An 18,970-nucleotide genomic window follows, 5' to 3' on the forward strand; every position below is an offset into this window, starting at 1 on the left:
GGGGCACCCGTCACGGCAGCGCCTTTGGCGGACGCGGGAAGACGATGAAGTCTCCGGCATTCGCCCGCTTGGGGTTCGCCGCCATGCCGTGCACCGCCGCCTGCAACCGCGCAATCGCGCTCGGCGGCAATTCGAGCGGGTGTTCGGCGGGATGGCTGGCGGCCTCTATCGCATAGTCCTTGCCCGGCACGTTGGTCATTTCGATATGCGCGCCCAGCAGCGCCTTGATCGGATGGGTCTTCGCGAAGCTCGCCAGCCGATCGGCGCTCGCGACAAAACTCGGAAACTGGTCGGTCGGAACATACAGGCGACCGGGATACAGCATGTCGCCCGAGAACAGCAGGCGTGTTTTGGGGTCGTACACCATGATGTGCGCCGCTTCATGCCCTGGCGTCGGGATGATCGACAGCGCGCGTCCGCCAAGGTCGAAGGTCGCGATATCCTCCGGCCAGTGCGCGACACCAAAGAAGCGCGCGACCTCCGCGGGTTGCAGTCCGACGACCACGGTATCGGGACGGCCGACGAACGCGCCGTCGCCCTGGTGATGATCCCCGTGGCTATGGGAGTGCGCGACGACCAACGGGATCGATCCCCGGCCATGCGCGGCAAGCCATTGTGCGATCACCGCGTCGACCGCGGGACGGATGTCCAGCCCGCCCGCGCCGGTGTCGATCAGCAACGCTCGGTCCCGCCCGAACAGCAGATACAAAAACGGCGCCTCGAAATTGGTCCGGACCGACTGCCGAATCACGAAGGTGTCCGCGTCGTAGCGCTGCACCTGGGTCTGCGGTTCGCCCGCATGGGTCCCGTCGATCCAATGCGCGAAGGGATGCACCTCCCGTGCCTTCGCCGGACCGACCGCGAGCAGCGCCGCCAGTGCGACCGTGAGGCCCATCCCGCGATACCCAGCTGCCATGATCGATCTCCTGTTCGAGCAACGATTCTGCGTACGAAAGGGATGGCGCTTCGTACGAGACGACAGTATGGTTTATTACTGATTGGATCAAACGTAATATTGCAATCATCGTGCTAATGCTGGACTGCGGCGGTAACTCTTTGTGGAGACACGATTTATGATGCACTGGTTCCACAAGGCTTCCACCGCGACTCTGGTCGCCGCTGCGCTCCTGCTGACCGCTTGTGGACAACCGGCCGCCCCGGCCAAGCCGCGCACCGAATTCAAGATCGGCTGGTCGATCTATGCCGGCTGGATGCCCTGGCCGTACGCACAGCGCGCCGGGATCGTGAAGAAGTGGGCCGACAAATACGGCATCAAGATCGATATCGTGCAGGTCAACGATTACGTCGAATCGGTAAACCAATACACCGCGGGCAAGCTCGACGGTGTGACGGTGACCAACATGGACGCGCTCACCATCCCCGCCGCCGGGGGCAAGGACACCGCCGCGGTGATCGTCGGGGATTATTCGAACGGCAATGACGGCATCGTCCTCAAGAACGCGCCGTCGCTCGCCGCAATCAAGGGCCGCACGGTCAATCTGGTCGAACTGTCGGTGTCGCATTATCTGCTCGCGCGCGCGCTGAGCACGGTCAACCTCGCCCTGACCGATGTGAAGACGGTGAACACCGCGGATGCCGACATCGTCGGCGCGTTCGCGTCGCCCGGCGTCACCGCGGCGGTCGCTTGGAACCCGCAGCTCAACGAGATGAAAAAGGCGCCCGGCGCGACCCTCGCGTTCGATTCGTCGAAGATCCCGGGCGAGATCCTCGACCTGCTCGTGGTCGACAAGGCGACGCTCGCCGCAAACCCCAATCTCGGCAAGGCGCTGGCGGGGATCTGGTACGAGACGATCACGCTGATGCAGCGGCAGGATGCGCAGGGCAAAGCCGCGCGCGCCGCGATGGCGCAGCTGGCCGGATCGACCCCCGCCTCGTTCGACGCACAGCTTTCGACCACGCATCTCTATGCCACCCCGGCGGAGGGCGTGGCAGCAGCGACCGCGCCGGAGCTCGTCACGACGATGACGCGGGTGCGTGATTTCAGTTTCTCCAAGGGGCTGTTCGGTCCGGGGGCGACCTCCCCCGATGCGATCGGGATCGCGTTTCCTTCGGGCAAGACGCTCGGCGACCCGGCGCGCGTGAAGCTCCGCTTCGATCCGACGTTCATGAAGCTCGCCGCCGACGGCAAGCTGTAAGGCGCGCGCGATGGTGCGACTGGTCAACATCCGGCCGACGCGACGTGTGGCGGCGATGCTCGGTGCGACGCCGCTGCTGCTGCTGGTTCTGGCGTACCTGATCGCGTCGGCCAGTCGCCACGCCCTGAACCCGGCGGACAAGATCCTGCCGACGCCGGAAGCGATGGTCTCCGCGATGCGGATGCTGGTGATGCTGCCCGATGCGATGACCGGGGAACGGCTGTTCTGGTCCGATACCTTCGCGAGCCTGCAGCGGCTCGGCATCGGGCTGGGGATCTCGACGATCTCCGCGCTGTTGGCGGGCCTGGTACTGGGCTTGCTGCCGGCGGTGCGCGCGACGTTGGGGCCATTGGTCACGACGATCGCGGTCATTCCGCCGGTCGCGCTGTTGCCGATCCTGTTCATCGTGTTCGGCCTGGGAGAATCCGCCAAGGTCGCGCTGATCGTCATCGGCATCCTGCCGCTGATGATCCGCGACATTGCCGCGCATGTCGAGGCGCTGCCGACCGAACAGATGATCAAGGCGCAGACACTCGGCGCAAGCAGCTGGCAACTCGCGCTGCGGGTGGCGTTACCGCAAGTGATGCCGCGGCTGATCCACGCGGTGCGGCTGTCGCTCGGGCCGGCATGGGTGTTCCTGATCTCGGCGGAGGCGATCGCGTCGGATGTCGGGCTCGGCTACCGGATCTTTCTCGTCCGGCGGTATCTGTCGATGGACATCATCCTCCCCTATGTCGCGTGGATCGCGCTGCTCGCAATCGCGATGGACTGGGTGCTGCGGCAGATCAGCCAGCGTGGCTTCGCCTGGGCGCATGGCGCGCGATGAGCAGCATGCTGTCGCTCCGCAACGTCTGGGTCGAATATGGCGAGAAGGTCGTGCTCGAACGCGTCGACCTCGACATCGCCGAACGCTCCTTCGTCTCGATCGTCGGGCCATCGGGCGCGGGCAAGAGCACCCTGCTCCGCCTGCTGCTCGGCCAGGAAGTGCCGACGCGTGGCCGGATCCTGCTCGACGGCGTCCCGCTCAAGCCCGAGTGCGGGCCCGATCGCGGCGTGGTGTTCCAACGCTATTCGATCTTCCCGCATCTGGATGCGCGCCACAACGTGCTGTTCGGGCTGGAATGCGCCGCCGCGCCCTTCACCGGGCGGCTGTTCGGGCGGGCGCGCCGCATCGCGCTCGACGAAGCCGATGCGATGCTCGCGGCGGTCGGCCTGGGCGATAGCGGTCACGTGTTCCCTGCGCACATGTCGGGCGGAATGCAGCAACGACTGTCGATCGCACAGGCGCTGGTCAAGCGGCCCCGCATCCTGTTGCTCGACGAACCCTTCGGCGCGCTCGACCCCGGGATACGCGCCGACATGCACGTGCTCGTCACGCGGTTGTGGCGCGAACAGGCGCTGACGATCGCGATGGTGACGCACGACATCAGCGAGGCATTCACACTCGCGACGCGCGTGCTGACGCTCGACAAGCGACGGCACGATCCGCACGCGCCGCACCGCTACGGCGCGACCGCGGTCTACGATCTGACGCTCGATCGCCGGGTCGCCGCAGAAACTGCGCATACTGCCAGTATTACGATTGACGATAATGTTAATAACTGAGACTGATTGCGTATGACAGACGAAGCCCCCGGTACCGGCCTTTCAAGGCTCAGCATGAGCTTGCCGACCGACCTGTACCGTCAACTCGACGTGATGGTGCAGGAGCGCGGCTTGCCATCGCGGTCGCAGATGATCGCCGAACTGATCCGCCACGCGCTCGCCGAACATGGCGAGGCGACGCACCCCGATGCGTTGCTCGCGGGCACGATCACGCTGGTCTATCGCTCCAACATGGGCCGGGTGCGCGAACTGCTCGCGCAGACCCAGCACGAGTATCTCAAGGAAGTCATTTCCGCACAGCACGTCTTCCTTGAAGACGACCAGTCGCTCGAGGTGCTGCTGGTGCAGGGCCCGGCGGCGCGGCTGCGCGACCTGTGCGATGCGCTGCGCAAGGTGCGCGGCGTCCAGCAGATCAGCCTGTTCACCACCACCGCCTTGTTGCCGCCGCTCCACGAGCAGGTCAGCTTCAAGGGGGCCAAGTCGAGGAAACCCGCCTGATGGCCGCGCTCAACGATCCCCTCGCCGCGCGCGCGCATGCCCGCGCGATGGAAGGCAGCGTCGCGGAAGCGATGCCGATCCTGCCGCCGGTCGCGAACGATCTGCCCGAGGGCGTCTTGGCGGACGATCTGTTGTGGGAAGAACGGATCGCCGCCGGTGGCTATGCCTCACGGCGTCTGCCACGCGGGTCGATCACACGGCTGATCGATCTCGACGGCGATGCATGCGCGTCGATCCAGCTGTTCAACGCCGAGATGCCGACCGAGCGGCTGAACGTCGCCGATACGGTCAAGATCCAGTGGAATGCGTATCTCGGGGCGGGCAAGCTGTTGCTGTCCGACATGGGCCGCGTGCTGATGAGCATCATGTCCGACGATGCGCAGACGCATGACGCCTTCTGCGGGGCCTCCAACGCGGCGTCCAATGCGCGGGCGTACGGCGACGGCAGCAATGCCGGGCCCTTCCCCAATGCGCGCGACCGGCTGCTGCTCGGCGTGGCGAAGCATGGGCTGGGGCGGCGCGACGTCCATCCGTGCATCAATCTTTTCAAGGGCGTGACGATCGCCACCGATGGCGCGACCGTCCCTGATCTGGGACCGTTCGCACCGGGCCGCGCGGTGACGCTGCGCGCCGAGATGGACCTGATCCTGGTCATCGCCAATTGCCCGCACGTGCTCGATTCCCGGCCGTGGAGTGTGACGCCACTGCGCGCGACCGCGTGGCGCGGGCCGATCGCGGGGCCGGACGATGCGATCCGCACCGCGACGCCGGAGGGCCGCCGCGCCTTCCTCAACGTCGACGATTATTACCGCCGCTAGGAGGCAGACGATGGCCGATCAAATGCTCCAAGGCCTGGACGGCACGGTGCTGCACGACGAAGTCGTCGCCGCGCGTGCCCCCTGGATGCACCGCGTCGATGCGGGGCAGTCGCTGCGGATCGTCGATCTCGAAGGGAATCAGGCGGTCGACTTCCTGCTCTACGCCGCCGACGACGATGCCGAACGCTACAGCGCGCAGGACACGATCGCGGCGCAGGCCAACATCTTCCTGCGCACGGGGGCGCGCCTGCTCTCCAACGAAGGCCGCGCGATGATGACGATCACCGCCACCTCGGTCGACTATCACGATACGATCGGCGGCGCCTGTTCGTGCGAGTCCAACACCTTGCGCTACGGCCACCACACCAAGGCGCAGCACGCCTGCGTCGACAATTTCCTCGACGCGAACGTCCGCGCGGGTCGCGGCAAGCGCGACATGGTGTCGAACATCAACTTCTTCATGAACGTGCCGGTCGAGCCCGATGGCGCATTGGGGATCGTCGATGGCATTTCCGCCCCCGGCCTGACGGTCGACTTGCGCGCGGAGATGGACGTGATCGTCGTCGTGTCGAACTGCCCGCAGATCAATAATCCGTGCAACGGCTTCAACCCCACCCCCGTCCGCATGATCGTGACGGCATGAGCTTCGACACGGTCCTGATCGCCAATCGCGGGGCGATCGCCTGCCGGATCATCCGCACGCTGCGCCAGATGGGGTTGCGCTCGGTCGCGGTCTATTCCGACGCCGATGCGGGGTCGTTGCACGTCGCCGAAGCGGATCTCGCGATCCGGATCGGCGCCGGGCCGCCGGGTGAGAGCTATCTCGACATCGCGGCGATCCTGGCGGCCGCCCGCGAAAGCGGCGCGGGGGCGATTCATCCGGGCTACGGCTTCCTCGCGGAAAACCTGGGTTTTGCCGAGGCATGTGCCGAGGCCGGGATCGTCTTCATCGGGCCGACCCCCGACAATATCCGCGCATTCGGCCTCAAGCACAGCGCGCGGGCGCTCGCGGTCGCGCACGGCGTGCCGCTGGCACCGGGATCCGATCTGCTGGTCGACGTCGACGCGGCGTCGCGCGCGGCGGCGGAGATCGGCTATCCGGTGATGCTCAAGGCGACGGCGGGCGGCGGCGGTATCGGGATGCGGATCTGTCGCGACGACGCCGAAATCCGCGACGGCTTCGCCACGGTCGCGCGCCAGGGCGCCGCCAGTTTCGGCGACGCGGGTGTGTTCCTCGAACGCTATGTCGAACGCGCGCGCCATATCGAGGTACAGATCTTTGGCGATGGCGAAGGCAAGGTCATCGCGCTGGGCGAACGCGACTGTTCGCTGCAAAGGCGCAACCAGAAGGTCGTCGAGGAAGCCCCTGCCCCCAATCTCGATCCCGCGGTGCGCGCGGGACTGATCGCGGCGGCGGTGCGTCTGGGGGAAGCCGCGCGCTATCGATCCGCCGGCACGGTCGAATTCCTGTACGATGCGGTGCGCGGCGACTTCTTCTTCCTCGAGGTCAACACGCGGCTGCAAGTCGAACACGGCGTGACCGAGCAAGTGCTTGGGATCGATCTGGTCGAATGGATGATCCGAGCGGCGGCGGGCGACACCGCGTTCCTCGATGCCCCGCCGCGCGAACCGCACGGCGCGTCGATCCAGGTGCGGCTCTATGCGGAAGACCCGGCGCTCGACTATCGCCCGACCTCGGGCAAGCTGACCGAGGTCGTCTTCCCCGAAGTGCGCGTCGAAACCTGGGTCGCGAGCGGGACCGAGGTCAGCAGCTTCTACGACCCGATGCTCGCCAAGCTGATCGTCACCGCGCCCGATCGCGACGCGGCGGTGCTGGCGATGCAGGCGGCGCTCGACCAGACCCGGATCACCGGGATCGAGACCAACCTGCGCTGGCTGCGCGACGTCGTCCGCACGCCCGCCTTCACGTCGGGCGACGTGTCGACCCGCGCGCTCGACACGGTCGTCTATCACCCGCGTAGCCTGCGCATCCTGTCGGGCGGCACCGCCACGAGCGTGCAGGATTACCCCGGCCGCCAGGGCTATTGGGCGATCGGCGTGCCCCCGTCGGGACCGATGGATGCGCTGTCGTTCCGGCTCGGCAACCGGCTGCTCGGCAATGCCGAGGGGCTGGCGGGGCTGGAGATCACCGCAACCGGGCCGACGATCCTGTTCAACACCGCCGCGAGCATCTGCCTGACCGGCGCGGATTTCGGGGCGACGCTGGACGGCGTCCCGGTCGCACGCAACGCGCCGATCGCGATCGCGGCGGGGCAGACGCTTGCCATGGGCCGCGTCCGCGATGGCGGGGTGCGCGGGTATCTGCTGGTCGGCGGCGGGCTCGACATTCCGGCCTATCTCGGCAGCCGCAGCACCTTCGATCTCGGCGAATTCGGCGGCAATGCCGCGCGCCGCGTGGTGGCGGGCGACACGCTGCATCTGGGCGATGCGCCGACCGACACCGTGCCCACGGCCGCGGAAATTCCTGCAATCGGGACCGACTGGACGTTGCGCGTGCTTTACGGCCCGCACGGCGCACCCGATTTCTTCACGCCCGACGACATCGCAACCTTCACCGCGTCCCTGTGGAAGGTCCATTACAATTCAAACCGCACCGGCGTCCGCCTGATCGGCCCCAAGCCGCATTGGGCGCGGCAGGATGGCGGCGAGGCGGGGCTCCACCCGTCGAACATCCACGACAACCCCTATGCGATCGGCGCGATCGATTTCACCGGCGACATGCCGATCGTGCTCGGGCCCGATGGCCCGTCGCTGGGCGGGTTCGTCTGTCCGTTCGTGATCATCGCAGCAGACCTGTGGAAGATCGGACAACTCGCCGCCGGCGACAGCGTGCGCTTCGCGGTCGTCACAGCAGAGGCGGCAAGCGACGCTGCGACGTTGCAATCGGCATGGCTGGAGGGTGGCGCACCACTGGCCGAAAAAGTCCAAGACGGTGCGGCCCAGGAAACCGGCGATCAGTCCCCGATCCTCGCCGACTTGCCCGCCGCTAACGGGCGACCACGCGTGACCTATCGCCAGCAGGGCGACCGCAACATCCTGGTCGAATACGGCCCGATCGTGCTCGATCTCGAGCTGCGGATCCGAATCCACGCGCTGATGATCGAACTCGAGCGGATCGCGCTGCCCGGCGTGATCGACATCGTCCCCGGCATCCGATCGCTCCAGCTCCATTTCGACGGGATCGCGCTCGATCAGGCATCGGCGCTCGCCGCACTCGTCGCCGCGGAGGAAAGGCTCGGCGGGCTCGACGATTTCACGATTCCGTCGCGGATCATCCATCTTCCGCTCAGCTGGAAGGACCCCGCGATCTACGAGACGATCGCCAAATATCAGGAAGCGGTGCGCGACGACGCGCCGTGGTGCCCCGACAATATCGAGTTCATCCGCCGCATCAACGGGCTCGACGACGTCGACGCGGTCGAGCGGATCGTGTTCGACGCGACCTATCTCGTGATGGGGCTGGGCGACGTCTATCTCGGCGCGCCGGTTGCCACCCCGATCGACCCGCGCCACCGGCTGGTGACGACCAAGTACAATCCGGCGCGCACCTGGACCCCGCCCAACGTCGTCGGGATCGGCGGGGCGTACATGTGCATCTACGGGATGGAGGGACCGGGCGGCTATCAGCTGTTCGGCCGCACGATCCAGGTGTGGAACACGCACCGCCAGACCGACGCGTTCGTCGATGGCAAGCCGTGGCTGCTGCGTTTCTTCGACCAGATCCGCTTCTTCCCGGTCAGTCATGACGATCTGGTCGACTGGCGGCGTGACTTCCCGCTCGGTCGCCGCGCGATCCGGGTCGAGGAAACCGAATTCCGGCTGGCCGACTATCGCGCGTTCCTCGCCGACAATGCCGATGCGATCGACGCGTTCCAGCAGCACCGCCAAGCCGCGTTCGACGAGGAACGCGCGGATTGGGCGCGGCGCGGCGAGTTCGACCGGGTCGCCGCGCTGACCGAAGGCGACGCCGATCGCAGCACCGATGCCGCGATCGTGCTGCCCGACGGCACCGACTGCATCGAGGCACCGTTCGGGGGCGTCGTGTGGAAACTGCTGGTCGCACCGGGCGACGTGGTCGGGCCGGAAACCCAACTTGCGGTGATGGAGGCGATGAAGATGGAATTCCCCGTGGAAGCCCCCGGCGCCGGGACGATCGAGGCGGTCTACGTCACCGAACGCCAAGCGATCCAGCCGGGTGTCCCGATGTTCGCCTTCCGGCCAGCGGCATGAGCGCGTTGACGCGGCTCGACGCGACCGCGATTGCCGCCGATGTCACCAGCGGGCGGCGTTCCGCCGTTACCGTGATTCAGGACGTTCTGGCGCGGATCGCCCTCTACGATGCCATCCAGCCGCAAGCGTGGATTGCGCGATTCGATGCGCAGACGCTGCTCGCGACGGCGCACGCGGTCGATGCCCGGATCGCGGCGGGCAAGCATCTCCCGCTCGCGGGCGTGCCCTTCGCGGTGAAGGACAATATCGACGTCGCTGGGATCGATACAACCGCCGGCTGCCCGAGCTTCGCCTATCGCCCCGATGCGCCCGCGACGGTCGTCGCGCGGCTGATTGCGGCGGGGGCGATCTGCATCGGCAAGACCAATCTCGACCAGTTCGCCACCGGCCTCAACGGCACGCGCAGCCCGTACGGCGCGCCCACCAACGTCTACAACCGTGCCTATGTCAGCGGCGGCTCCAGTTCGGGGTCGGCGGTGGTCGTCGCGGCGGGGCTGGTCGCGTTCGCGCTCGGGACCGACACCGCAGGATCGGGGCGCGTACCCGCGGCGTTCAACCATCTGATCGGGTTCAAGCCCTCGCGCGGACGCTGGAGTTCGACCGGGCTCGTCCCGGCGTGCCGCACGCTCGATTGCATCACGGTGCTCGCCGCGTCGGTGGCGGATGCGCGGATCGTCGACGATGTCGCCGCCGGGTTCGATCCGTCCGATCCGTTCTCCGTCACGCTCCCCGACCGCCCCCGCCCCGCGCAGCGGCTCGGGGTCCCGCTCCCGCATCAACGGCCGTGGTTCGGCGACCTCGAATCCGAACGGCTGTACGATCGCGCGCTCGATCGGCTCGCCAGCGCTGGCGCGGAGATCGTCGCAATCGACATGACCCCGCTCAACGAGACCGCGCAACTGCTATACGGCGGCCCGTGGGTGGCCGAACGGACCGCCGCGCTCGAAGCGGTGCTCGCGGCGAACCCCGACGATCTCGACCCGGTCGTACGCGAAGTGGTCGCAGGCGGGCTCGAGCTGCGCGCGGTCGACCTGTTCAACGGCATCTACCGGCTCGCGGAGCTACGTCGCGCCGCCGATGCGCTGTGGGAGACGATCGACCTGATCGTCCTGCCGACGACCGGCACGACCTATCGCATCGCCGAAATGCGCGCCGCGCCGATCGCGCTCAACAGCAACCTCGGCGCCTATACCAATTTCGTGAACCTGCTCGACATGGCGGCGATCGCGGTTCCCGCGGGCACCCGCCACAATCGCACCGGCTTCGGCATCACGCTGATCGGCCCCGCCGGAACCGACCATGCGCTGTTAGCGGCGAGCGATGCGTATCTCGGCGGGGCGGATCTCGCCGCGCCACCACCCCTGGACCTGGAGGGCCTTATGCAGACCGTCAAACTCGCCGTCGTCGGCGCGCATCTGAAGGACATGCCGCTGCACTGGCAGCTCACCTCGCGCGAGGCGGTGTTCGTGGAGGCGACCCACACCGCCCCAAGCTATCGCCTGTACGCGATGGCGGACAGCGTTCCCCCCAAGCCCGCGCTCGTCCACACCGGCAGCGGCGACGAAAGTGGGGCGGCGATCGCGGTGGAGATCTACGAACTCGACGTGGCCGCGTTCGGCAGCTTCGTCGTGGACGTACCGCCCCCGCTCGCGATCGGCACGGTGACGCTGGCGGACGGCAATACGGTCAAGGGCTTCGTCGCCGAAGCCCGCGCGACCGCCGGTGCCGAGGACATCACCGGGCTGGGCGGCTGGCGCGCCTATGTCACGCGGGGTCGCTGAGGGGGCAAAAGCCGCGCGTGCTACGTCATTTGTCCACCTGCCCGCGCGGCGCGACCGTTTAAGATAGGCTAGAGCGGGGCGTCGCGCCGATCCTCCCAGGCCGGGCCGCCCCGCTCGTCGGTTCCTCCGCCTTCAGCCGGGTGAGCCACTCCTCGAAAGCAACAGGAACGGGGTTTGCGGTCGATGACGAAGACGGTGTTCAATCTGCTCCCACCCGCGACAGTTGCGGCGGTCGTCCTGTTCTGGGCGTTCGGTCCGGCGGACTGGATCAACAGCCCGTGGTCGATTCTGGCGGCGACGGCAGTGACCACCGCGTTCGTCCTGGCGCTCGAATGGATCTACGAACGCCACGCCGCGTGGCGCCTCAACCTGCGCGAATTCGGCACCGACCTGTTCTACATGGTGCTCGGCTCGACCGCGATCGCCTGGGCGACCAGCACCTTCGCCGAGGCACCGCTGAAGGCGATCAAGCAGGCGCTCGGCATCCACACCGAATGGGCGATGCACGTGCCGTTCGTGCTGCAGGTCGCACTGGTCATCCTTGTCGTCGAAGTCGGTCAATATTGGATGCACCGGCTGATGCACAACAATGCGTTCCTGTGGTCGACGCACGCGCCGCATCATCACATCACGCAGCTCAACGCGATGAAGGGCTATGTCGGCAATCCGATCGAGCTGTTCCTGATCAGCCTCAGCCTGGTCGCGCTGTTCGATCTTCCGCAGGCGGCGATCTTCTGTGGTTTCAACGTGCTCGGGGTCGTGTCGACGTTCGCCCATGCCAACGTCCGCGCCGATCCGCCGCGCTGGTACGCGCTGTTCTTCACCACCATCCGCAACCACAGCCTGCATCACACCGCGCTCAGCTATGAGGATACGCGCTGCAATTATGCCAATTCGCTGATCCTGCTGGACCGGCTGTTCGGCACCTATCGCGAGGGCGAATCCGCGGTCGTGGGCCAGGATGACCGCAAGCGGCTGACCATCCGCGAACAGATGGTGTTCCCCGCTCGCCCGGTGATCGCGCGGATGGCCGAAAAGCAGCGCAAATCCGCATCGGTTGCAAACTGAACCAGCATCCCATCGCGGCATCGGCCTGCCGCGCACGCCATTCTCGTTTTCCCTGGAGGTCGATCTGAAAAAACATTGGGCAGTCGCGACAGTCATCGGTGGCTGCATCGCCTTTGCAACGGCCGCAGCGGCGGCGCCGCACGAACGGGTCCTCACCGTTCCCGGTTTCGCCGATTTCCTCGCGGTCGACGGCAAGACCGTGTGGGTGACCAATGCCGGACGCGTCGAGCATTGGTCGAGGCGCAAGAAGCTCGCACAGGTGGCGATGGCGCATCCCTGTGGCGCGATGGCGATTTTCGCGGGCTCGCTGTGGGTGGCCGATTGCAAGGACCGCACGCTCAACCGGATCGACCTCAAGACCGCAAAGCTGTCCGTCGCGATCCCGACCGGAATCGGCAACCCCAAGGGCGAGCTGAACGTGGTGGCGGGGGCTGGGTCGATCTGGGTCAGCAGCGCCGCCACGGGGACGATCGCGCGGGTCGACCCCGCGACGAACGCGGTCATCGCCTCGGTCCGGGTCGATCCCGACAGCGATTATCTATCGTTCGGCTTCGGTGCGCTTTGGGCGGCGAGCGGGACCAGCCAGACGCTGCAGAAGATCGACCCGCACACCAACAGCGTCGTCGCGAAGACGCCGCTCGGCCGGACGCCGGGGTTCCTCGTCGCCGGTGAAGGCGCGGTCTGGGTGCAGGAACAGGGCGACGGCACCGTCGCCCGCGTCGATCCGGTGAGCGCTGCGGTCACTGGCCGGGTCAAGGTCGATGAAACGCTTAAATACGGCGACATCGATGCCGGCGGCGGCAAGGTGTGGCTCCGCACCACCGCTGGCCAGACGTTCGCCGTCATCGATCCCACATCGCTCGCGGTGCGCGCGCGGGTCGGCACCGCCTCCGGCAGCGGGGCGCTGCGCTATACGCCGGCGGGGGTGTGGACGACCGCGCATGATCTCCACACGCTATCCTGGTGGCGCAAACCTGCCGCGATCGATCGCTGAAGCGGCGGAACCGCCGCGCTAGGCGGCGGACACCCGCTTGCGGAACAGCGCATTGACCAGCCGGTCTTCGAGAATCCGCCCGACCACGTACAGCACGGCGAAGATCCCGGCGAAGACATAGGCCGGTGTGGGCGACGGCAGCTTGGCATCGTCGGCCTTCTTGTCCTTCCCCTTCTTCTTGGGGGGCTCGGGTGCGGGCGCGCCCAGCGCCTTGTCGATCGGGTTGAGCGGAAAGACCTTCTTTTCCGGTTTCTTGGGCGCGGTACCCGCCTTCTCCGCCGCTTCGGCAACCGCTTTCTGGTGGGCGCTCAGCAGGATCGTCAGCTGCGCCACCGCAAGGAACAGCAAGGGCGCCAGGAAACAGTAGAGCAGCGCACGGCTGACCAGATCGTACCGCAGCACGGGGCCGGACGCACGCTGTTCGAGCGTCAGCACGCCCTCGTCGAAGACGGACATCTTGTCCTGTGCCGCCTGATCCCGTTTCCGGAACACCAGCGTGTCGCCGACGCGGTCGAAACTCGTCCCGGTTTGCCGGAAGACCGGATCGAGCTTGTCGAACACCGCGTCCCGCGAAGCATCGGACGGCAGCGCCACGCTACCCCGCACATGCCAGATCCATTCGAGGAAGCGCAGGTTCACCGGAAATCCTCGAAGGCGGGGTGGTTCGACCGATGCGAAGGCTCTCGAAGACGCCATCGCTTATTCGGCCGGGACGGCGATTGGCTGGTCGTCCGAGCTCCGCCGTCCCAGCCTGTGCTTGATCGACTTGCCGACCTCGGCGAACGGATAGACCATCGTTTCGCGGATCGACATGCGGCGTCCGCCTTCCATCCCGAGCAGCTCCGCCTCGCCGTCCACGCACGTTCCGAACAGGCGATCGATGATGATCCAGGTCCCGGAATAATTGCTGCGGCTGGCTTCGAAGTCCTGCGAATGGTGGACGCTGTGATGCTCGGTCGTGTTGAACAGGAAGCGCCACCAGCGCGGCGTGTTGAACCGGACGTTGATGTGCTGATACACGCTAACCGCTAGGCCGAACGTGCCCGCAAGCAGCGCCGCACGCGGCAGGAAATCAAAGAAACCGCCGATCCCCAGCCCGATCAGGAACAGCTCGACCGGATTGCCGACCGCGCCTTTGTTGATGTTGAGCTGCGTGATGTAATGGTGCGGCGCATGGGTCACCCACAATGGGTACCAATTGTGCATCCCGCGATGCATCCAATATTGCCCGAAATCGAACAGCACCGAGATCAGGATGGCCTGTACGAGCAACGGCAGCGTCATGAACCAGGCGAACTTGTCCCAGTGCAGCGCCTTCTGGACATAGTCGATCATGACGTCGTCGCCGATATACCCGTCCAACAGCCGCAGCATCGTATAGCCGATCGCGACGTAGAACAGGTCGGTCGCCGCCTCTTTCCAGGTCAGGCGCCAGCTGTCGAAGCGCGGATTGACCCATTCGAGCACGAGCAGCAGCGCCTTGAAGCCGATCCCGATCGCGACCGCGGTCGACGCCTTGGCAATCGAATTGGGCGCATAATACCAGAAGGCGATGAGCGCGAAGAGCATGGCCGGCTGGAACCAGGTAAAGACGAACTGCTTTACCGGGCCGCCTTCGACCTTCGGAATATTCTCCCAACCGACCGTGACCGGGGCCTGCGCACCGATCACCCGATTGCCTACGCGCGTTCCCGTCATATGTTTTCCCGTGAATCGAGCATTGCGGTCACGGTATCGAAGCGGTCGAGTCGGCAGGATACGTCATTGGACGTATCGCACGGCGCGTGGACCGACGGTCAGCCGCCGCGCACGGCGATGCAGGTCCGATCATCGTCGAGCTGCAGCACCAGATCGGCATAATCGGGCATCGTTTTGAGAATATGCCGCGTCAATCGCTCGTAATGACGGACGAACGCCCGAACCTCGTCGTCGGACATCACCCCCGCGCCGTGCGCACCGGAGCGGCGCAGCGCCTTCTCCTGCTCCAGCCGCCACGCCAGCACCTGTGTCCAGCGCGGCGCCCGCAGCAGCGCGAGCAGATCGATCCGCGCGAACAGCCGCTGATACGCGCCGGCGAGCGCGGCATTGGCGTAGCGCCGCCAGACGCCGGCGGGATCCTCATCGCGCTCCAACGCATTGACGGGATCGGCCAGCGCAGCCGCATCCTGGGGCCGCGCACCGACACACCAGCCCTCGAAAATCACCAGTTGCGGTAGCCCGGGCGCCGCGGCCCACCGCGCGGGATCGACGCGGTCGTCGGTCGCCTTGTCGAACCGCGGCAAGGGCGGCGCTTCCCCGGCGTCGAGCTGCGCAAAGGTCGCCAGCCCGAGCGCAACGTCGTGCGTCCCCGGAACCCCGCGCGTGGCCAACAGCGGGTGGACATCCCGCGCAAGCTGCGCCCGTTCCCGTCGCGTGCGATACAGATCGTCGAGCGACAGCACGACCGTATGCGCAAACCGCGCCGCGAGCGCCGCCGCGACGGTCGATTTGCCGCTCCCCTGCGCCCCGCACAGGCCGAGCACCAGCGGCATCCGGCGGGGCTGCTCCAGCGCGCGCTCGATCGCGGTCGCGAGAATGTCCTCAGGCGACACGATCGGGCAATGCGCGACCCGCAAAGAACGCGTCGAGATTGTCGACCGCCTGCATCCCCATCGCCGCGCGCGCGCCGCGCGTCGCGCTGCCGAGATGCGGCAGGAGAACCGTCCGCGGGCTCGCCAGAAGCGCAGCACTCACCGCCGGCTCCTTCTCATACACGTCGAGCCCCGCCGCCGCGATCCGCCCCTCCGCCAGCGCCGCCACCAGCGCCGCCTCGTCGATCACCGTTCCGCGCGCGGTGTTGATGATGATCGCGGTCGGCTTGGCTTTGGCCAGCAGGGCGGCATCGAGGAAATGATGCGTCGCCGCGCCACCGGGGATGTGCAGCGACACGACATCCGCCTCCGCCACCAGCGCTTCGGCGGATGCGGCGCGGGTCGCGCCCAGCATCGCCTCGACGTCGGGCGCGACCGGGCTACGCGAGAAATAGCGAATGTGCATTCCCAGACCCCGCGCGCGCGCCGCGGTGCGCCGGGCGATGCGGCCAAAGCCGATCAGCCCGAGTGTGCACCCCTCGAGCGACTGGCCCACGAGATGGGTCGGGCGCCAGCCGGTCCATTCCCCCGCGCGGAGTTCGCGCTCGCCCTCGCCGGCGCGACGGGCGGCCATCAACATCAGCAGGATCGCGAGTTCCGCGGTCGCTTCGGTCAGCGCCCCGGGGGTGTTGCTGACCGCGATCCCGGCCGCCGCGGCCGCGGCGACGTCGATATGCTCCACGCCAGCGCCGTAATTGGCGATCACCCGGACGCGCCGCCCCGGGGTCGCCAGCAGATCGGCATCGATCCGGTCGGTGATCGTCGGCACGATCGCATCGAACGAGCGCATCGCATCGCGCAAGTCTGCGCTGGTCAGCGCGACGTCCCCGGGATTGAAGACCGCGTGATAGGTCTCGGCAAGGCGCTGTTCGACGACTTGCGGCAAGCGCCGGCTCACGCGGATGCGGGGGCGATCGGTCACCTCAGATCAGCGTCGTCAGCAGGTAGAAGAGCGCGCCGACCGCCGCCGACGCCGGGATGGTGATGATCCACGCGACCAGCACGTTCTGCGCGACGCCCCAGCGCACCGCCGATGCGCGCCGCGCGACGCCCGCGCCGATGATGCACCCGGTGATCGTGTGCGTCGTCGACACCGGAATCCCGAGTAGCGACGCGGCAAACACCATCACCGATCCACCGAGCGACGCGCTGAACCCCTGATGCTGCGACAGCTTGGTGATCCGCGATCCCATCGTCTCGATGATCTTCCACCCGCCCGTCAGCGTGCCGAGCCCCATCGCGACGTAACAGCTGATCGCGACCCAATGCGGCACCTCGAAATCGCCGTGGAGATAGCCGGTCGAGAACAGCAAGACGGTGATGATTCCCATCGTCTTCTGCGCATCGTTGAGGCCGTGGCTAAGCGAATAGGCGCCCGACGAAATCAGATGCAGCGCGCGGAACGAACGTTCCGCGACGCGGTTGCTCGCGCGCCGGAACAACCAGCTCGAGATCAGCATGATCAGCATCGACAGGATCATGCCGAGCACCGGCGACAGCACGATTGCGATCAGCGTCTTGTTCAATCCGCTCCACTGCACCCCGGTGATGCCGGCATGCGCGACTCCCGATCCGATCATCCCGCCGACCAGCGCGTGGCTCGACGAGGAGGGAATGCCCTTCAACCACGTCACGACGTTCCAGAACATCGCGCCGACCAGCGCGCCGAACACCACCGCCGGGGTCACCAGTTCCTGGGCAATCAGCCCCTTGCCGATCGTCGAGGCGACCGCGTGCAGGCTGGGGAAGGTGATCGTCAGGAAATAGGCGGCGAAATTGAAGAATCCGGCGAACAGCACGGCATGGACCGGCTTGAGCAGCCGGGTCGAAACGACCGTCGCGATCGAATTGGCCGCATCGTGCAATCCATTGAGGAAATCGAACGCAAGCGCGACCGCGATGAGGCCGACGAGCAGCGGAAAGGCGAGACTGTACATCTGTCGGTCGTTCAGGCGTGATCGATGACGATGCCATCGATTTCGTTGGCAACGTCCTCGAACGCGTCGACGATACGTTCAAGATGCTTGTACACCTCCCGCGAAACGATGAACCCGCGCGTATCGGTCGCGCCCATTTCCTTGAACGCGCGCTTGACGCCGTTGGTGTGGATCTCGTCGGCGTGGCTCTCCATGCGCACCATGCGTTCGGTCAGCTCGTGCAACCGCGCGCCGTTGCGCCCGACGTCGCGCAGCAACGGCATCGCTTCCGCGGTCAACCGCGCGGCATCGACGATGATCGCCGCCATGTCCTTCATCTCCTGGGTGAAGCTGGTCACCTCGTACAGATCGATCGCCTGCACCGCGGCCTGCATCTCATCGATCGAATCGTCCATCGCGCCGATCAGGCTGGTGATCGCGCCGCGATCGAAGGGCGTGAGGAAGGTGCGGCGCACCGTCAGCAGCATCTCGCGATTGATGTTGTCGGCATCCTGCTCGCGTTCGATCACCTCGCGGATATGGTCCGCGGCGGCGCCAGATTCGCCCTGCAGCAAGCGGGACACCGCGTCGGCCCCCGCTCCGATCGCGACGGCATGGGCCTCGAACAGCTCGAAGAAATTGCCCGTACGGGGAAGCAGACGCTGGAACCAGGCGAACATCGGACTGACTTTCGATTTCTGGGCTACGGTTGCCAGCACACCATTGCGTTGCGCGGCGGTTTTGAATTCGGACGGACCGAAGGAACGGATGAGGTCGCTCAGGTCGCTTTCGTCGACGGCATTGGCGGCATCGGGCAGCGAAAACCAGCGCCGTTCGCGCTGCGACTGCTCCTTCCACGAATCGAGCTCGCGCGTGACGGCCAGCGGGAAGACGTCCACGTCGAGCATCAGCGACGCGCCGTTCCCCTTCCGCTTGCGATAGCGATACGACCCCAGCGGAGTCGGGCAGACGAGACCGCTGACGCCCGCCTCTTCGTGGGCCTCCACCGCGGCCGCCGCATGCGCCAGCATCCCGGTCATCGGATTGCCCTTGGGGATCACCCAGCGCTTGGTTTCCCGCGACGTGACGAGCAGTACGCGCACCGGCGAATCGATCTTCGTCCCGTCGGTGCGATACGGCAGAGCAGCAATTTGACGAATAACAAGGCTCCCTTTGCGCAGGGACCGTATCGAAGCGCGCCCGCGCAGCCAATGCTTTTGCACCAATCGCGCGGCCATCCGCTGCCACATGCA

At 66.6% G+C, this 18,970-nt stretch carries 17 protein-coding genes; 10 read left to right on the forward strand and 7 right to left on the reverse strand.

Features of this window, described 5'->3' with window-relative positions; translation table 11 throughout:
• Positions 1–10 precede the first annotated feature (10 nt).
• On the reverse strand, positions 11–916 hold the full coding sequence (locus ABIC16_RS17330) for an MBL fold metallo-hydrolase (RefSeq protein ID WP_354292020.1): 906 nt from the start codon (positions 914–916) through the stop codon (positions 11–13).
• A gap of 157 nt (positions 917–1,073) precedes the next feature.
• Here ABIC16_RS17330 and ABIC16_RS17335 point away from each other — a divergent pair, with 157 nt between their 5' ends.
• The 10 genes from ABIC16_RS17335 to ABIC16_RS17380 all read left to right on the forward strand — a co-directional run bounded on the left by ABIC16_RS17335 (position 1,074) and on the right by ABIC16_RS17380 (position 13,171).
• Positions 1,074–2,156: a putative urea ABC transporter substrate-binding protein gene (locus ABIC16_RS17335; RefSeq protein WP_354292021.1), complete on the forward strand. Its 1,083-nt coding sequence runs from the start codon at positions 1,074–1,076 to the stop codon at positions 2,154–2,156.
• Between the two features lie 13 nt (positions 2,157–2,169).
• Positions 2,170–2,982, forward strand: a complete 813-nt coding sequence (locus tag ABIC16_RS17340) for an ABC transporter permease (protein ID WP_502958360.1) — start codon at positions 2,170–2,172, stop codon at positions 2,980–2,982.
• Entirely contained in the window at positions 2,979–3,761 is a 783-nt protein-coding gene (locus ABIC16_RS17345; protein ID WP_354292023.1) for an ATP-binding cassette domain-containing protein, read from the forward strand. Before ABIC16_RS17340 ends, ABIC16_RS17345 begins: the two co-directional genes overlap by 4 nt.
• A 54-nt stretch (positions 3,762–3,815) precedes the next feature.
• Positions 3,816–4,259, forward strand: a complete 444-nt coding sequence (locus ABIC16_RS17350; RefSeq protein WP_354292024.1) for a CopG family ribbon-helix-helix protein — start codon at positions 3,816–3,818, stop codon at positions 4,257–4,259.
• Positions 4,259–5,077: an urea amidolyase associated protein UAAP1 gene (locus ABIC16_RS17355; protein ID WP_354292025.1), complete on the forward strand. Its 819-nt coding sequence runs from the start codon at positions 4,259–4,261 to the stop codon at positions 5,075–5,077. Before ABIC16_RS17350 ends, ABIC16_RS17355 begins: the two co-directional genes overlap by 1 nt.
• A gap of 10 nt (positions 5,078–5,087) precedes the next feature.
• The gene (locus ABIC16_RS17360; RefSeq protein WP_354292026.1) at positions 5,088–5,720 is read left to right on the forward strand and encodes an urea amidolyase associated protein UAAP2; all 633 of its coding nucleotides are present in this window, start codon (positions 5,088–5,090) and stop codon (positions 5,718–5,720) included.
• Positions 5,717–9,328, forward strand: a complete 3,612-nt coding sequence (gene uca / locus ABIC16_RS17365) for an urea carboxylase (RefSeq protein WP_354292027.1) — start codon at positions 5,717–5,719, stop codon at positions 9,326–9,328. The genes ABIC16_RS17360 and uca overlap by 4 nt, the downstream gene beginning before the upstream one ends.
• Entirely contained in the window at positions 9,325–11,109 is a 1,785-nt protein-coding gene (gene atzF / locus ABIC16_RS17370) for an allophanate hydrolase (protein WP_354292028.1), read from the forward strand. The genes uca and atzF overlap by 4 nt, the downstream gene beginning before the upstream one ends.
• A 183-nt stretch (positions 11,110–11,292) precedes the next feature.
• On the forward strand, positions 11,293–12,177 hold the full coding sequence (locus tag ABIC16_RS17375) for a sterol desaturase family protein (RefSeq protein ID WP_354292029.1): 885 nt from the start codon (positions 11,293–11,295) through the stop codon (positions 12,175–12,177).
• A gap of 94 nt (positions 12,178–12,271) precedes the next feature.
• Positions 12,272–13,171, forward strand: coding sequence for a Vgb family protein (locus tag ABIC16_RS17380; protein ID WP_354292373.1), 900 nt, complete (start codon positions 12,272–12,274; stop codon positions 13,169–13,171).
• Positions 13,172–13,189: 18 nt separating this feature from the next.
• On the opposite strand, the gene ABIC16_RS17385 is transcribed toward ABIC16_RS17380, so the two are convergent.
• The 6 genes from ABIC16_RS17385 to ABIC16_RS17410 all read right to left on the reverse strand — a co-directional run bounded on the left by ABIC16_RS17385 (position 13,190) and on the right by ABIC16_RS17410 (position 18,877).
• The gene (locus ABIC16_RS17385) at positions 13,190–13,810 is read right to left on the reverse strand and encodes a hypothetical protein (protein WP_354292030.1); all 621 of its coding nucleotides are present in this window, start codon (positions 13,808–13,810) and stop codon (positions 13,190–13,192) included.
• A gap of 60 nt (positions 13,811–13,870) precedes the next feature.
• On the reverse strand, positions 13,871–14,869 hold the full coding sequence (locus ABIC16_RS17390; protein WP_354292031.1) for a sterol desaturase family protein: 999 nt from the start codon (positions 14,867–14,869) through the stop codon (positions 13,871–13,873).
• A gap of 98 nt (positions 14,870–14,967) precedes the next feature.
• Positions 14,968–15,762 carry an AAA family ATPase gene (locus tag ABIC16_RS17395; protein ID WP_354292032.1) on the reverse strand — a complete coding sequence of 265 codons (795 nt, stop codon included), beginning with the start codon at positions 15,760–15,762 and terminating at the stop codon, positions 14,968–14,970.
• Positions 15,752–16,723 (reverse strand): 2-hydroxyacid dehydrogenase, encoded by a 972-nt coding sequence (locus tag ABIC16_RS17400; protein ID WP_354292033.1) that lies wholly within the window; start codon positions 16,721–16,723, stop codon positions 15,752–15,754. The genes ABIC16_RS17395 and ABIC16_RS17400 overlap by 11 nt, the downstream gene beginning before the upstream one ends.
• A gap of 1 nt (position 16,724) precedes the next feature.
• Positions 16,725–17,738 carry an inorganic phosphate transporter gene (locus tag ABIC16_RS17405; RefSeq protein WP_277967920.1) on the reverse strand — a complete coding sequence of 338 codons (1,014 nt, stop codon included), beginning with the start codon at positions 17,736–17,738 and terminating at the stop codon, positions 16,725–16,727.
• An 11-nt stretch (positions 17,739–17,749) separates the two neighbouring features.
• Positions 17,750–18,877, reverse strand: coding sequence for a DUF47 family protein (locus tag ABIC16_RS17410; protein WP_431358353.1), 1,128 nt, complete (start codon positions 18,875–18,877; stop codon positions 17,750–17,752).
• Positions 18,878–18,970: the final 93 nt, after the last annotated feature.

It is taken from the genome of Sphingomonas sp. PvP055 (assembly GCF_040546365.1).
GTDB classification, from domain to species: Bacteria; Pseudomonadota; Alphaproteobacteria; order Sphingomonadales; family Sphingomonadaceae; genus Sphingomonas; species Sphingomonas echinoides_A.